We start from the raw sequence: 14,436 nt of genomic DNA, 5'->3' as shown, positions 1-14,436 counted from the left end.
GGAACCCGTCCCCTCCTCGCGCCCTCTCATTGGGTGCCGGCTGAGAGCCGGCTGTGAGAGTGCGAGGAGATGGGGACCGAATGCGGGACATCAGCCGAAGGGGAGTCCTCGGCCTCGGGGTGGGTGCCGGGGCCGCGTGGGGACTCGCGGCGTGCGGCACCGCACAACATGACGATGGAAGGGGAGCCGGTGGTTCCGGATCGGGCAAACCGAGTCGGCCCGGCTCTCCCCGGCACACCGCCCGCCCGCTCGGCGACGGCTCCACCGCCTATACGGGCAAGCAGCCGAACCAGCCCGAGAAGCCCGTGCCCCTCGAACCCGGCGAAGCCCCGCCGCAGTTCGTGATCTTTTCCTGGGACGGAGCGGGAGAGGTCGGGAACGGTCTCTTCCCCCGATTTCTCCAGCTCGCCGAAGAACACGACGCGCACATGACCTTCTTTCTCTCCGGGCTGTATCTCCTGCCCGAGTCGAAAAAGCGCCTGTACGCGCCGCCCAATAACCCCAAGGGCGCTTCGGACATCGGCTATCTCACCGACGACCACGTCAAAGAGACGCTGAAGTACGTCCGGCAGGCCTGGCTCGAAGGCCATGAGATCGGCACGCACTTCAACGGTCACTTCTGCTCCGGCTACGGAACCGTCGCCAACTGGACGCCGGAGCAGTGGCGCAGCGAGATCGACCAGGCCAAGTCCTTCGTCACCCAGTGGCGGACCCATACGGGCTGGAGCGATCTGCCTGCACTGCCCTTCGACTACGAGAAGGAACTCGTCGGCGGGCGCACGCCTTGTCTGCTCGGCCAGGAGAACCTGCTGCCCACGGCCAGGGAACTCGGCTGGCGCTACGACGCCTCCTCGCCCGGCGGCCGCCAGTGCTGGCCGCGCAAGAACCAGGGGCTGTGGGACCTCCCGCTGCAGGCGATCCCCTTCCCGGGGCACAGCTTCGAGGTGCTCTCGATGGACTACAACATCCTCGCCAACCAGTCGATCAACTCGACGCAGGCGCCGTCGTACAACTACCCGGGCTGGCGCAAGCAGGCGACCGGGGCGTACATCGCCGGATTCCAGCGGGCATACGAGACAAATCGCGCACCCTTCTTCATCGGCAACCACTTCGAGACATGGAACGGCGGCATCTACATGGACGCCGTCGAGCAGGCCTTCACGCACATAGCCCGGGAGAAGGAGAAGGGCGGGGACGTACGCCTCGTCTCCTTCCGGCAGTTCGTGGACTGGCTGGACGTGCAGCGCCCCGAGGTGCTGGCCAAGCTCCAGACGCTGGACGTGGGGCAGCAGCCGGACGGCGGCTGGAAGACGTTCCTCGGTGATGCGGGCAAAGGCGGTGCGGGCGAAGGCGGTGCGGGCGAAGGCGGTGCGGGCGAAGGCGGTGCCGGCGAAGGGGCTTCCGCGGGGGCTGGGTCGGCCGCCTGAAATGGTGTTTTCCGCCCGCAAGGGGGGTGCGGAAGATCCTCGAAACGGGCATGCGAAACTTTTCACATGAGTGCCGCCTGCCGCGCCGAACAGCGGTCGAACCGCATCCGCACCCGTAGCCGCGCCGCCCTGTTCACCGCTGGGGCCGCCGTCGCCGCGCTTGTCCTGTCCGCGTGCGGTTCCGGGGGCACCTCCGGGGGATCGGGCAACACCAACTTCGTCGCGGGCAAGGACGGTATCTCCACCGTCAAGAAGGGCTCGCGCACCGACGCCCCCGACCTCTCCGGCAAGACCGTCGACGGCGGGCAACTCGACGTCGCGGATTACAAGGGCAAGATCGTCGTCCTCAACGTGTGGGGCTCCTGGTGCGCGCCGTGCCGCGCCGAGGCGCGCAACTTCGTCAAGGTCGCCAAGGACACCGCGGCGCAGGGCGTGCAGTTCGTCGGTATCAACACGCGTGACCCCAGCACCGGTCCGGCCCAGGCGTTCGAGAAGGAGCAGGGGGTCACATACCCCAGCCTGTACGACCCGACCGGCAGGCTGATGCTCCGCTTCAAGAAGGGCACGCTCAACCCGCAGACGATCCCCTCCACGCTCGTCATCGACCGGGACGGGAAGATCGCGGCCCGGACGCTGCAGCCCCTCAGCGAAGAGACGCTGCGCGAGATGCTCGATCCCATCCTCGCGGAGAAGTGACCTGACGTGTCCCTTCTCGCCGCGTCCACGGCCCTTGCCGCGTCGTCCGACGGAATGAACAGCACCGTTTACAGCGGGGCCCTGCTGCTCGCCCTGCCGGTCGCCGTGCTCGGCGGGCTCATCTCCTTCTTCTCGCCGTGCGTGCTCCCGCTCGTACCTGGTTATCTGTCGTACGTCACCGGGGTCACCGGCACGGATCTGGCGGAGGCCAGACGGGGGCGGATGGTCGGGGGCGCGAGTCTGTTCGTGCTCGGGTTCACCGTGGTGTTCGTCTCCGGCGGGGCACTGTTCGGGTACTTCGGGTCGACCCTGTACGAGTACCAGGGCACGCTGAGCAAGGTGCTCGGTGTGCTCATGGTCCTCATGGGTGTCTTCTTCATGGGGCTGATGCCCTGGCTGACCCAGCGTGAGTTCCGCTTCCACAAGCGGCCGGTCACGGGGCTGGTGGGGGCGCCGCTCCTCGGCGCGCTGTTCGGCATCGGCTGGACGCCGTGCATCGGCCCGACCCTCGCCTCGGTGCTGGCGCTCTCCTCCAACCAGGCCAGCGCGGGGCGCGGGGCCATACTGACCGTCGCCTACTGCCTCGGCCTCGGCGTGCCGTTCGTGCTCGCCGCGGTCGCGTTCCGCAAGGCCCTGGGCGCCTTCGGCTGGGTCAAGCGCCACTATGTCTGGGTGATGCGCATCGGCGGCACGATGATGATCGCGACCGGACTGCTCCTGCTGACCGGCGCGTGGGACAGCCTCGTGCAGGAGATGCAGGTCTGGTCCAACGGCTTCACGGTAGGGATCTGATCCATGAGCACGACCGACACCGACACCGACAAGACGACGGGTCAGGCGACCGCCAAGCGGCACATCGGAACCACCGCCGACGGCGATCTCGGCGAAGCCGGATCCCAGCTTTCCACCGCTCCGGTGGAGACGGCCGTGCCCGGCTCGTTCGGCGGGATGCGGGCGCCCGGTGCCGCCGGGTGGCTGGTGTGGACCGGCCGCGAGGTCATCGGCTGGGTCCGCTGGTTCTGGCGGCAGCTGACCTCCATGCGGGTCGCGCTGATCCTGCTGTTCCTGCTGTCGCTGGGGGCGATCCCCGGGTCGCTGATCCCGCAGTCCGGGACCGACGCGCAGCAGGTGGCGGACTTCAAGGACGCGCACAGCGTGCTCGGGCCGCTCTACGACAAGCTCGGGCTGTTCCACGTCTACAGCTCGGTGTGGTTCTCGGCGATCTACATCCTGCTGTTCGTCTCGCTCATCGGCTGCATCGTGCCGCGCACCTGGCAGTTCGTGGGGCAGCTGCGCGGCCGCCCGCCGGGCGCGCCCAAGCGGCTGGACCGGCTGCCCGCATACGCGACCTGGCGCACCGAGGCCGAGCCGGAGCAGGTCCGTGAGGTCGCGCTCAAGGTGCTGGGGCAGCGCCGGTTCCGGGCGCACATCGAGAAGGACGCGGTCGCCGCCGAGAAGGGGTACCTCCGCGAGACCGGCAATCTGATCTTCCACATCGCGCTGGTCGTGATGCTGGTCGCCTTCGCCTGGGGCCAGCTCTTCAAGTCCGAGGGAAACAAGCTGATCCTCGAGGGCGACGGCTTCTCCAACACGATGTCGCAGTACGACGACTTCAAGTCCGGCAACCTCTTCAGCACCGACGACCTCACGCCGTTCAGCTTCAAGCTCAAGGAGTTCACCGGCACCTACGAGCGGACCGGCCCCAACCAGGGCACCCCTCGCACGTACCAGACGGACATCACGTACAGCGAGGGCGCCTACGGCAAGGACAAGAAGAAAGTCGTCAAGGTCAACGAGCCGCTGGAGATCGGCGATTCGAAGGTCTACCTCACCGCGCACGGTTACGCGCCTGTCGTCACGGTCCGGGACGGCAAGGGCAACGTCGTCTACCACGACGCCGTGCCGTTGCTGCCGCTCGACTCGAACGTCACCTCGCAGGGCGCGATCAAGGTCATGGACGGCTACAAGAACGCGAAGGGTGTGAGCGAACAGCTCGGCTTCAGCGCCTTCTTCGTGCCGACCTTCGCGGGCGCGGGCGAGGGCACGATGTTCTCCCAGTTCCCCGCGCTGGACTTCCCCGTACTCGCGCTGAGCGGCTACCACGGCAGCCTGGGTGTCGATTCGGGCATTCCGCAGAACGTGTACCAACTGGACACCTCCAAGATGAAGCAGTTCAAGGACTCGAAGGGCAAGATCCTCAAGGCGCGGTTGCTGCCCGGAGAGACCATGAAGCTGCCGAACGGTGCCGGGTCGATCACCTTCGACAAGGGCGTCAAGGAGTGGGCGAACTTCCAGGTCACCCAGCAGCCCGGCAGTGACTGGGCGCTGATCGGAGCCTTCGCCGCGATCTTCGGTCTCGCCGGCTCGCTCTTCATCCAGCGCCGTCGGGTCTGGGTGCGGGCGACGGCCGGGGCCGACGGTGTCACCGTGGTCGAAATGGCGGGCCTCGGCCGCAGCGAGTCCGCCAAGCTTCCCGAAGAACTCGGTGACCTGGCCGCGCTCGTGCACGAACGGGCGCCAACAAAGACCGACGAACCCGACCCCGACGTCGAACCCCCCGTACCTGCCGAAGGGGCTGAGAAGTGACTCTCGCCACCGCCACCAACGAACACCTCGCCAACGTCAGCAACACGCTGATCTACTCCGCGATGGCCGTCTACACCCTGGCCTTCTTCGCGTACATCGCCGAGTGGCTCCTCGGCAGCCGCAGCAAGGTCGGCCGCACGGCCGCCGCGCTCACCGCCACGAAGGGCACAAAGAAGGCGGCGGCTCCCGCGGTCACGGTGAACAAGGCCGGCGGCACCGCCGTCCTGGAGCGGCCCCAGGTCGTCACCCGGTCCGCGGCCGGCGCCCGTGACGTGCCCGACGGGCCCGGGGCGCACGGCGGGGACGAGCAGGGCGACCTCTACGGCCGTATCGCCGTGTCCCTCACCGTGGTCGCCTGGGCCGTCGAGGCGGCCGGGGTGGTCGCGCGCGCTCTGTCGGTGCAGCGGGCGCCGTGGGGCAACATGTACGAGTTCAACATCACCATCTCCACCTGCGCTGTCACGGTGTACCTGGTGCTGCTCGCGCTGAAGAAGAACGTCCGCTGGCTGGGCCTTCCCCTGGTCACCACGGTCCTCCTCGATCTCGGTCTCGCCGTCACTGTCTTGTACACCGCCAGTGACCAATTGGTTCCCGCCCTGCACTCGTACTGGCTGTACATCCACGTCTCGACCGCGATCTTCTGCGGCGCGGTCTTCTACGTGGGCGCGGTCGGCACCCTGCTGTACCTCTTCAAGGACTCGTACGAGAACAAGCTGGCCACCGGCGGCACGCCGGGCCGTTTCGCGACCTCCGTCATGGAGCGGCTGCCCGCCTCGGCCTCCCTCGACAAGTTCTCCTACCGCGTGAACGCCGCCGTCTTCCCGCTGTGGACCTTCACGATCATCGCGGGCGCGATCTGGGCGGGCGACGCCTGGGGCCGCTACTGGGGCTGGGACCCCAAGGAGACCTGGGCGTTCATCACCTGGGTCGCGTACGCCTGCTATCTGCACGCCCGCGCCACGGCCGGCTGGAAGGGCCGCAAGGCCGCCTACATCGCGCTGATCGCCTTCGGCTGCTGGCTGTTCAACTACTACGGCGTCAACATCTTCGTCTCCGGCAAGCACTCCTACGCGGGCGTGTAGCCCCCGTACGACGCTTACGGCAAAGGCCGGTTCCCTGTGGCGTGAGTCACGGGAACCGGCCTTCGTCGTACGGACAGGTAGGAGGTGTGGAGACGACCCTGGGGAATCTTAGGAAGCGCATCCGCGCGGGGGACCACGAAGCCTTCGGCGAGCTCTTCGACGCGTACGCGCGCTCCGTCTACAACCATGCCTACCGGCTCACGGGCGACTGGGCGCAGGCCGAGGACGTGGTGTCGCTGACCTTCCTGGACGCCTGGCGCCTGCGCGACAAGGTCGACGAGGACGGGGGCTCGCTGCGGCCGTGGCTGCTGGGTATCGCCACGAACGTCACGCGCAATACGCGCAGGGCCGCGCGAAGACACGCGGCCGCCGTCGCCCGGCTGCCGCGCGACGAGGCCGTGCGGGACTTCGCCGACGAGGTCGCCGGGCGCCTCGACGACGCGGCCCAGCTGGATCTCGTACGGACAGCCCTTCGGGAACTGCGGCGGGCCGAGCGGGAAGTGCTGGCCCTCTGCGTCTGGTCGGGGCTCGACTACGCGGCGGCGGCCGAGGCGCTCGGGGTGCCGGTGGGGACCGTACGGTCGAGGCTCTCACGGGCGCGGATAAAACTCGCGAAACATATGGAACTACCCCTGGAGCGCGGACAGATGAAAGGTGACCGCACCACCGCGGTCGGGCCCATGAAGGAGGGGAACCGATGAACCGACTTCCCGAGAAGGACCTTCCGCCGGGCCGTCACCAACTCCTCAAGGAGCATCTGATGACCGAGATCCGGCAGAACGAGCAGGCCCCCCGGCGCCGCAACCCGTGGCTGCGGCCCGCGATCGCGGCGGCCGCCGTCGCCACCGCGGCGGCCGTGGCCTTCGTACTCCTGCCGTCGTCGGGCGGGGACGTGAGCGCGCAGCCGCCGAGCAGGGCGACCGTGGCGCTGTTGGAGGACCTCGCACTGGCGGCCGAGCACGAGGACTCGCCCGACGCGATCCGCGACGACCAGTGGGTGTACGTCGACGCGAAGGTTTCCTACTCGTCGAGCGGCGAGGGCAAGAAGACGGAGATCCCGCCGCTGCACCGGTTCGAGAGCTGGCACTCGGTGGACGGCACCCGTGCGGGGCTGTACCGGGAGACCGGCCGGGGTCAGTGGCGCGGTGAGGCAGACCCGAAGCCGGGCGAGGTCGCCTACGAACTCTCGACCAACTACCGCCACCTGTCGACGCTGCCCACCGACGCGGACAAGATGTACGACTGGCTGCACGAGGTCGCCCCGAAGTACAGCGGCCAGGAGACCGACCAGGCCATGTTCGTCCTCGTCGGCGACCTGATCCGCGAGGCCATCGTGCCGCCGGAGGTGAGCGCCGCGCTCTATCGGGCCGTCGCGAAGATCCCCGGCGTGACGGTGGTCGAGGACGTGGTGGACGCCGCCGGACGCTCGGGCGTCGCCATCGCGCGCAAGGACCCCGACAACCCGAGCCGCGACGAGTGGATCTTCGACAGGAAGACCCACGCATTCCTCGGCGAGCGCTCGGTCGCCACCAGTGACTGGTCGGGCGGGGTGAAGAAGGGCGATGTCACCAGCAACACCGCGATCCTGTCCCGTGCCGTCGTCGACAAGGCCGGTCAGCGCCCCTGACGCGCGCCCCCAGCGCGTGGCCCACGCGTGCCCCAGGCGTGCGAAACCCCCGGTCACGCGCCACGCTGGTGTCATGACCCGAGCCATCGAAGAGGGCACCGTCGAGATGCGGGGGGACACGCGCGTTCTGCACTACCTGCTGCACTTTCCCCAGCCTGTGGAAAACGTCTGGACGGCGCTGGCCACCCCCGAAGGGCTGCGGGAATGGCTGGCTGTCGCTCAGGTGTTCGAGCCGCGGCTCGGTGGCGCGGTCACCCTCGACGGGATCGGCGCCGGACGGGTCACCGCGTGGGATGTCGAGCGCATCGCCGAGTACACCGTGGCGGAGCGGGGGCGGATCCGGTTCCATCTGGAGCCGGGGGTACCGGACGGCTCCACCGTCCGGTTCACCCATGAGCTCGAGGCCGGGCAGGAGCCGCCCGGGTGGCGCGCCCGCTTCGAACGCCTGCTCCACATGCTGACCGCGCGCTGACCATCCGCGCGCTGACCGTCGGTGCGCTGACCGTCTAGGACGGCGGCAGGCACTCCTTCGCCGGTGGCTTCCCCTCCGGCCAGGCGATCTTCACGAAGCGGGCGCGGGACTCCGGGGTCAGCTCCACGATCGGTACGGCCTTGTCGTACGGATTGCCGTGGGCGTCCAGACAGATCCACCCGCTCGCCCCGTCGACCCGCAGCTGCGTGCCCTTCACCTGTGGCCACTGGAGCCCCACGTCCACCAGGGCCGGGATCTTCCCCGTCGGCGACGCCCCACGGATGCCGTGCACGGCGAGCCGCATGGCGTCGTACGCGATGATCAGCTGGCCGTCGTCGAGGGCGATCGGCCCGATCGGGCCGACCGGTTCCTTCTCGGCGTCGGTCAGCAGCTCCTCGAGCGCCTTCGCGTCGGTGGCGCTGCCGCCGGTCTTCGCGGTGTCCTTCAGCCAGGCGTCCGGGTGGGCGAGGGCCGTGTAACGCACGGTCAGCAGCGGGTCATCGAGGGCGGCCGGGTCGAGATCCTTGTCCCCGGCGAGATATGAGCCCTCGTCGCCGGTGAGCACGGTGAACCGGCGGTGGTCGCAGCCGCGCTGGCCCAACATGTTGATGAACTGGCGCAGTTGGGTGTGCCGGCCCGCGAACAGGACGGTGTCCGTGCTGGTCGGCGTGTCACACAGGATGTGGGTGATCTGCTCGAAGACGTTGGCGGTGCTGCCCTCCTTGCTGCGGTCGGCGGGCGGGGTGAACGGCTGCGCCCCGTAGCGCGAGCCCTTGAGCATCTTCTCGAAGGAGCTCTGGAGCGTGCGCGTGTACGGGTCGCCCGTGCGGTCGTAGACCAGGAACGCGTTGGCCGCCGAGACATTGGCGAAGGAGGCGAGAGCGCGAGCCTCGTCGGTGTTGGTGGGCGAGACGCGGGCGAGCCCGGGGAAGGGGTCCTTGCCATCCTGACCGTTGGCGAGGTCGTCGGCCGTGATCGAACTCCCGATCACCGGGATGCCCCGCCGAGTGAGCTCTGTGACCGCCCTCTTGTTGTTCTCGGTGCTCAGCCCGACCCCGGTCACCGCGCGCAGCCGGTCGGGGCCCGTCGTCATGCGCGCCAGCTGGTCGACCGTGTGCTGCCAGTGCGCGCCGGTGCCACCGGGGTTGGCCAGCACCAGCCGGATCTTCGGTTTCAGGCCGGTGGATTCGTGGTTGGCCCGGTACTGGGCCAGATAGGCGCCCTGGAGCTCGTGCAGCACATCGTTCAGGTTGTCGGCGTCGGTCGCGGTGAAGGGTTCGAGGAGAGCGACGGTGACGTAACTGCCGGGCTCCAGCAGGGCGTTCTCGCGGTGGATCGCCCGTACGGTGTCGGCGAACTGCGGACGTCCGAAGGCGTACGTCGTCGACGACACGCCCACGCATTCGTCGCTGTCCTCGGGCCGGACGACGCCCGGGGCGCAGGACCGGTCCTCCTTCGTGGCCGTCATGCCGCCCCAGATGCCGAGGCCCGCGAGGACGGCCGCGAGCGTCAGGGCGACATATCGGCGGAAACGTATCTCCCAGACGTCCTCACGCAGCCACACCCACAAGCGGCCCATCACTGCCCCCTGCCCTCAGTCATCCCTGACCCCTGCCCCGCGTCATCCCTGACTCCCGTCTTCGTCGTCGGCCGGGATGCGCAAGGGGCGGCCGGCGAGCGCGTCCGACGGCCACTCACGCGAGGCCCGCCACAGCAGCGGGTTGCCCGCGGGCCGCAGATTCGACAGTTGCTCCAGCTCGAAACGGAGCCGGTCGGACACCTTCGGGTCCGGCAGCACCAGCGGGTCGGTCAACTGCCACACGGCGTGCAGCAGCCTGCGCACCCGCAGATGCAGTACGGCGTCCACGCCGTCCGGCTGCGGCGGCTGGGCCGCGTCCGTGCGGCCGAGCGCGATGGCCGCGCGGTGGTCGTGGCCGGCGAAGTCGCGGCCCTCCGGGTCGTGCGCGTGGTAGTACGGCGCGGACGCGATGAAGACCAGCGTCGAGAGCCAGCCGCGGGTTTCGCTGACCGGGAAGGCCTCCCGGAGGTACGCCACCGCTAAGTCGGCTTTGCCCAGGGCGAGTTCGTGGTGCAGCCGGTAGCGGCCGCGGTCCGCCTGGTCCCCGTCGCCGTAGTGGTCGATGAGAGCGCGGTGGACGGCGCGCCAGCGGGCGTGGTCCGGGTCGCTGTGGTGCAGCCGCAGCAGGAGCAGCGCGCGCAGGAAGGGGTCGCCGACGAACTGCCCGTCGGCCGTCGCCCAGCCCTCCTCCGCGAGTCGCTCCTCCAGGTCGAGGACGCCCGACGCGCCGAAGTCGTCCGAGAGCTGGACCTCCGCGAGCGCGCACGCCGAGTCGCGGTCGTGGGCCGCGGCGAGCACGGTCAGCTCGTCCAGGCGGCCGCCGGGTACGAGCCGGTCGAGGAGTTCCTGGTAGGTGGGGCGGCCGTCGTGGTCCTCGTGGACGGCGACGTCCGCCGTGAGCATCTGGCCCAGGGAAGCGGACCCTTGGGGCAGGTTCTGCCGGGCGGATTCCGCGAGCAGGGTGACGCCGAGCGGGCTGCCGCCGGACAACCGGTGTGTGGCGTGCGGGAGTTGCGGCGGCATGTCGAAGCCCTGAGCGGTGCCGCCCACGAGGTGCAGCGTGTCGTCCGGGGTGAGCGGAGGCAGCGCGACGAGCAGGGCCCGCGAGGACGGCGAGGTGCCGGGTGTCCAGCCGGTGTGCCGGGCGACCTCGGGCAGGGCGCGGCGGCCCGCGTTGCGCAGCGCCGGGTGGGCGTATCCGCGCAGGGCGGCGAAGAAGACGACCTGGTCGGCGATGCCGTCGGCGCGGTCGCGCAGCACCGGCTCCATGAGGCCGAGGCCCGCCGGATCCTGCACGTTGTCGATCAGTACGACCGGGCGGCCCAGCCGGTGCGAGCGCTGCATGACCCCCGCGTACGCGTCGTCGAGGTCGGCCAGCAGGGCCCGTACGAGATAGAGCTCGGCGTGTGTGCGGGAGTCGCCGCCCGCCCGGAAGTGCGCGGAGAGCAGGATCAGGCCGAGCTTGGGATTGCCGCCGGCGTTCGGATAGTCGCGGTACCAGGCGGCCGCCCGGCGCAGTCGGCGGTGGGCGGGGGCGATCCCCTCGGCGAACGCCTCCAGGGTCGCCTCGATGATCGGTTCGACCACCGGCCCCGTACTGCTCATCGAGGCGACGAGCTTGGCGATGACCTTGCTCACCCAGCGTCCCGCGAACCCCGACAGCCGCGAGCCCGTCTCGTTCAGCAGCAGGATGCGCTCCGCCTCCTGCCGGATACGCGGCACGTCACGGTCGCTCCAGCCGCCCGCCGCCACGGCGAGCAGCCCGGACGCCAGCCGGGGAAAGCCGATCCGCCCGGCGCCCGTCACCGGCTCGGCGAGCTGTTCGGCGACGGTGGTGAGCGCCTGCCCGACGGGAGACCAGGCCTCCGCGGGCCGCTCCGGCGGCGGGCCGGTGAACTGCCGCTCCTCGCCGTCGATCAACGCGACCGGCGTATGGCCGCGGTAGGCGTCCCGCAGCTCGCGCAGCACCGCGCTCTTGCCGAGCCCGCGACCACCCGCGAACACCACGAAGGGCAGTTCCTTCGGGTGTTCGTACGGGGACGCGCGGTGCTGGTACGGGCGCAGGCCGACGAGCCGCGGAGCGAGACCGGGCGGATCGATGTCGAACAACGCTCCGCGTCCGTGCAGCCCTCTGTGCACCGCATCTCCCCCTGGCGCGGTCCGGTCCTGCTTATGCTGCTGTGAGGTGTATCAACACCAGGGTAAAGAGGGGGAGTTGGTTCGGACTAGGGCTGGCGATGTCCGTTTGGTTACGAAAGTTTTCCGCAGCGTTCCCGAACCCCATCGCACCTATCCGACGGTGATCGAGTCCAGCTTTTCGCGCAGATACACGTGAGAGTCCACGGGCAGGTACGCGACGCGGCCCACCGGAGCGGGCACGGACTCCACGACCGTCCCCGGTGTGCACTCCCCGAAGTAGACGAGGGACATCAGCTCCTCGGCGGGCGCGTCGGCGGGCGGCGGCAGCACGCGGTGCCGGCCCGAACGCCACCTGTCTCCGGTCCAACGGGCCATCAGGTCACCGATGTTGATCGTGAACGCGTCCGGGTCGAAGGGCGCGTCCTCCCAGCCTCCCTCGTCCGTGTAGACCTGGAGACCCCCCTTGCCCGCCTGCCGGTCGAGGATCGTGACCGTGCCGAAGTCGGTGTGCGGGCCGATACGGAACTGTCCCGGCTGGGGCTCGCCGATGACCTCCCTCCCCGGGTACCAGTTGATGTTGAAGCCGTAGGTGGGATGGTCCATGTGCCGGGTGAAGAAGTCGGGCTCCAGGCCGAGGGCTTCGCCGAGGAGCTCGAGGAGATGGTTCTCCAGCTCGCCCATCCTCGTCAGATACTCCTCGCACAGCTTCTGGAGTTCCGGGGCCTCGGCGGGCCACACGTTCGGCGCGTACCACTCCGCGTTGATCTCCGGGTCCTCGAACGGCTCGTGCGTCGCGAACGTCAGCGACTCCTTGAGGTCCGGCGGGGTCTGGGTACCCTCCGAGTACCCGTTCGCCTCGGCTCCCGGCCCGAGCCAGCCGCGCCCGCCGACCTGGGCGGCGTACGGCTGCTTCGTCTCGGCGGGCAGGGCGAAGAAGGCGCGGGCGGCCTCACGGATACGGGTGCGCAGGGCGGGGTCGACGCCGTGCCCGGTGACGAGGAGGAAGCCCGCGGTCCGCAGGGCGTCGTCGACGGTGCGGGCGATGCGGGTGCGCGCATCGGGGTCGCCGTCCAGCCAGGGCCGCAGGTCGATGGTCGGGATACGGGGCTCACTCACCGATGTCCTCATTCCACAGTGCCGGGTTGTTCTTGATGAAGTCGCGCATCACGGCGGTGCACTCGGGGTCGTCCAGCAGCACGATCTCCACGCCGTGCTCGGCCAGCCAGTCGTGGCCGCCGTGGAAGGTGGTGGCCTCGCCGATGACGACGCGGGAGATCCCGAACTGCCGGACCAGACCGCTGCAGTACCAGCAGGGGGAGAGGGTGGTCACCATGGTCGTACCGCGATAACTCTTCTGCCGTCCGGCGGCGCGGAAGGCCGCCGTCTCCGCGTGCGTCGACGCGTCGTCGTCCTGGACGCGACGGTTGTGGCCGCGGCCGAGGAGGGTGCCGTCCGCGCCGTACAGCGCCGCCCCGATGGGGATGCCGCCCTCGGCGAGCCCGGCGCGTGCCTCCGCGACGGCGGTCGCGAGCCACACGCGTGCCTGTGCCTGATCGATGCGCTCCATGACTCCCACTCTCCTGTGGCCGCAACACCAGGGCAACGTGCGGAAAGAATCCCTCCTTGGCCTGGAGGGCGGCGCGTGACCTCGGAAATCCGCGAGGGCCCTTGGTGGTCTTGGCGGTCGTCCGCTGTTACCGCACGCCCAGCAGTTCGAGGCCCCCTCGCGACAACCGATGCTTGGGTCTCTGCGTCACATCGGCCGCACCGTCACGGGATAGAACAACCGACTCCCGGGCGAGCCACAACCAACGGTTGGGCACGTTTATGCTGGATCAATGGATACCGAGGCGGTGCGATCGTTCGTCCGCGCGGCCGAGCTCGGACAGCTGCAACACGCGGCCGACGAGCTCGGCGTAACGCAACAGGCCGTGTCGAAGCGGATCGCAACCCTCGAGCGTGAACTCGACGTCCGGTTGTTCACCCGCACGGCCCGAGGGGTCGAGCTGACGCTCGATGGCCAAGCTTTCCTCCCGCACGCCCGGAACATCGTCACGGGTGTCGATCGCGCCATCACCGCGATCAGACCGGGCTCGCGGGCCCTTCGGATCGACGTTCTCGGCCTGCGATCCGCGCAGGCCGTCGTCCTGCACGACTATTGGCGGTCGCATCCCGAAACCGACCTCGACGTGGTGACCCTCAGGGTCAACGACCCGCGCGTGGCGGTCACCGCTGTCCAAGCAGGCGATATCGACGCCTCGTTCCGCTCGGTCACCGACCCGGCCACACTGCCGCGCGACGTGCAAATGATTCACGCGTTCGACTCCCCGCTGGAACTCCTCGTCGGCCCGAGGCACCCGCTCGCCTCCGCACGAACACTGACACCGTCCCAGCTGCGCCGGCACCGGATCTGGGTGCCGGGTATCGCCCCGCGAAGCGAATGGGCAGAGTTCTACGATCAGCTAGCCACCGACTTCGACCTGCGCATTGACGCCGCGGGCCCGAACTTCGGCAACGAGGTACTCCTCGACATCCTCGCGGACTCCGCAGACGTGGCGACCCTCGTAGGCTCGCGCGACCGGTACATCTGGCCGACGAACCACGACCTGCGCCGCATCCCGATCGTGAATCCGTCGCTCGCATACCCACTCTCGCTCATCTTCCCCCGAGCGAATCCGCACCCAGGGCTCCGGGCAATCATCAACCACTTCCGAAGCCTGGCACCGCTCCCCGCGACGGCTTGGCGCCCATCCTGGGCAACGACACCACCCCGCAGCGACGGAAACATCGAACACACCTGACGCTGGTCGCTTAACGCCATGACCGGC

Annotated in this window: 13 protein-coding genes; 9 read left to right on the top strand and 4 right to left on the bottom strand. The window is 69.3% G+C overall.

Annotated elements, in window-relative coordinates; genetic code table 11:
* Positions 1-80 precede the first annotated feature (80 nt).
* The 8 genes from AB0D57_RS03570 (at position 81) to AB0D57_RS03535 (ending at position 7,890) form a co-directional block, all read left to right on the top strand.
* Complete coding sequence (locus AB0D57_RS03570) at positions 81-1,427, top strand: hypothetical protein (RefSeq protein ID WP_362066539.1); 1,347 nt, start codon at positions 81-83, stop codon at positions 1,425-1,427.
* 66 nt (positions 1,428-1,493) lie between these two features.
* The gene (locus AB0D57_RS03565) at positions 1,494-2,123 is read left to right on the top strand and encodes a TlpA disulfide reductase family protein (RefSeq protein ID WP_362066537.1); all 630 of its coding nucleotides are present in this window, start codon (positions 1,494-1,496) and stop codon (positions 2,121-2,123) included.
* A 54-nt stretch (positions 2,124-2,177) separates the two neighbouring features.
* Entirely contained in the window at positions 2,178-2,915 is a 738-nt protein-coding gene (locus AB0D57_RS03560) for a cytochrome c biogenesis protein CcdA (RefSeq protein ID WP_362066681.1), read from the top strand.
* Between the two features lie 3 nt (positions 2,916-2,918).
* A complete protein-coding gene (locus tag AB0D57_RS03555) occupies positions 2,919-4,709 on the top strand; it encodes a cytochrome c biogenesis protein ResB (RefSeq protein WP_362066535.1) in 1,791 nt (596 codons plus the stop codon).
* The gene (ccsB, locus tag AB0D57_RS03550) at positions 4,706-5,791 is read left to right on the top strand and encodes a c-type cytochrome biogenesis protein CcsB (RefSeq protein ID WP_362066533.1); all 1,086 of its coding nucleotides are present in this window, start codon (positions 4,706-4,708) and stop codon (positions 5,789-5,791) included. The genes AB0D57_RS03555 and ccsB overlap by 4 nt, the downstream gene beginning before the upstream one ends.
* Before the next feature lie 86 nt (positions 5,792-5,877).
* The gene (locus tag AB0D57_RS03545) at positions 5,878-6,492 is read left to right on the top strand and encodes an RNA polymerase sigma factor (protein ID WP_362066531.1); all 615 of its coding nucleotides are present in this window, start codon (positions 5,878-5,880) and stop codon (positions 6,490-6,492) included.
* Complete coding sequence (locus AB0D57_RS03540) at positions 6,489-7,418, top strand: CU044_5270 family protein (protein ID WP_362066529.1); 930 nt, start codon at positions 6,489-6,491, stop codon at positions 7,416-7,418. Before AB0D57_RS03545 ends, AB0D57_RS03540 begins: the two co-directional genes overlap by 4 nt.
* 73 nt (positions 7,419-7,491) lie before the next feature.
* The gene (locus tag AB0D57_RS03535) at positions 7,492-7,890 is read left to right on the top strand and encodes an SRPBCC domain-containing protein (RefSeq protein WP_362066527.1); all 399 of its coding nucleotides are present in this window, start codon (positions 7,492-7,494) and stop codon (positions 7,888-7,890) included.
* A gap of 34 nt (positions 7,891-7,924) precedes the next feature.
* Here AB0D57_RS03535 and AB0D57_RS03530 read toward each other — a convergent pair whose 3' ends face one another.
* The 4 genes from AB0D57_RS03530 to AB0D57_RS03515 form a co-directional block, all read right to left on the bottom strand.
* Entirely contained in the window at positions 7,925-9,469 is a 1,545-nt protein-coding gene (locus AB0D57_RS03530; protein ID WP_362066525.1) for a hypothetical protein, read from the bottom strand.
* Positions 9,470-9,511: 42 nt separating this feature from the next.
* On the bottom strand, positions 9,512-11,608 hold the full coding sequence (locus AB0D57_RS03525) for a hypothetical protein (protein WP_362066523.1): 2,097 nt from the start codon (positions 11,606-11,608) through the stop codon (positions 9,512-9,514).
* A 150-nt stretch (positions 11,609-11,758) separates the two neighbouring features.
* Complete coding sequence (locus AB0D57_RS03520) at positions 11,759-12,736, bottom strand: 2-oxoglutarate and iron-dependent oxygenase domain-containing protein (protein WP_362066521.1); 978 nt, start codon at positions 12,734-12,736, stop codon at positions 11,759-11,761.
* Positions 12,717-13,175, bottom strand: a complete 459-nt coding sequence (locus tag AB0D57_RS03515) for a nucleoside deaminase (protein WP_362066519.1) — start codon at positions 13,173-13,175, stop codon at positions 12,717-12,719. Before AB0D57_RS03515 ends, AB0D57_RS03520 begins: the two co-directional genes overlap by 20 nt.
* Positions 13,176-13,446: 271 nt before the next feature.
* On the opposite strand from AB0D57_RS03515, the gene AB0D57_RS03510 reads away from it, so the two are divergent.
* Positions 13,447-14,409, top strand: coding sequence for a LysR family transcriptional regulator (locus tag AB0D57_RS03510; RefSeq protein ID WP_362066517.1), 963 nt, complete (start codon positions 13,447-13,449; stop codon positions 14,407-14,409).
* The last annotated feature ends 27 nt before the right edge of the window (positions 14,410-14,436 follow it).

Origin of the sequence: Streptomyces sp. NPDC048275 (genome assembly GCF_040652275.1) — a bacterium.
Classification (GTDB): Bacteria; Actinomycetota; Actinomycetes; order Streptomycetales; family Streptomycetaceae; genus Streptomyces.
The sequence above is the reverse complement of the archived record's forward strand: the minus strand, read 5'-3'. Positions and strand labels throughout refer to the sequence as shown.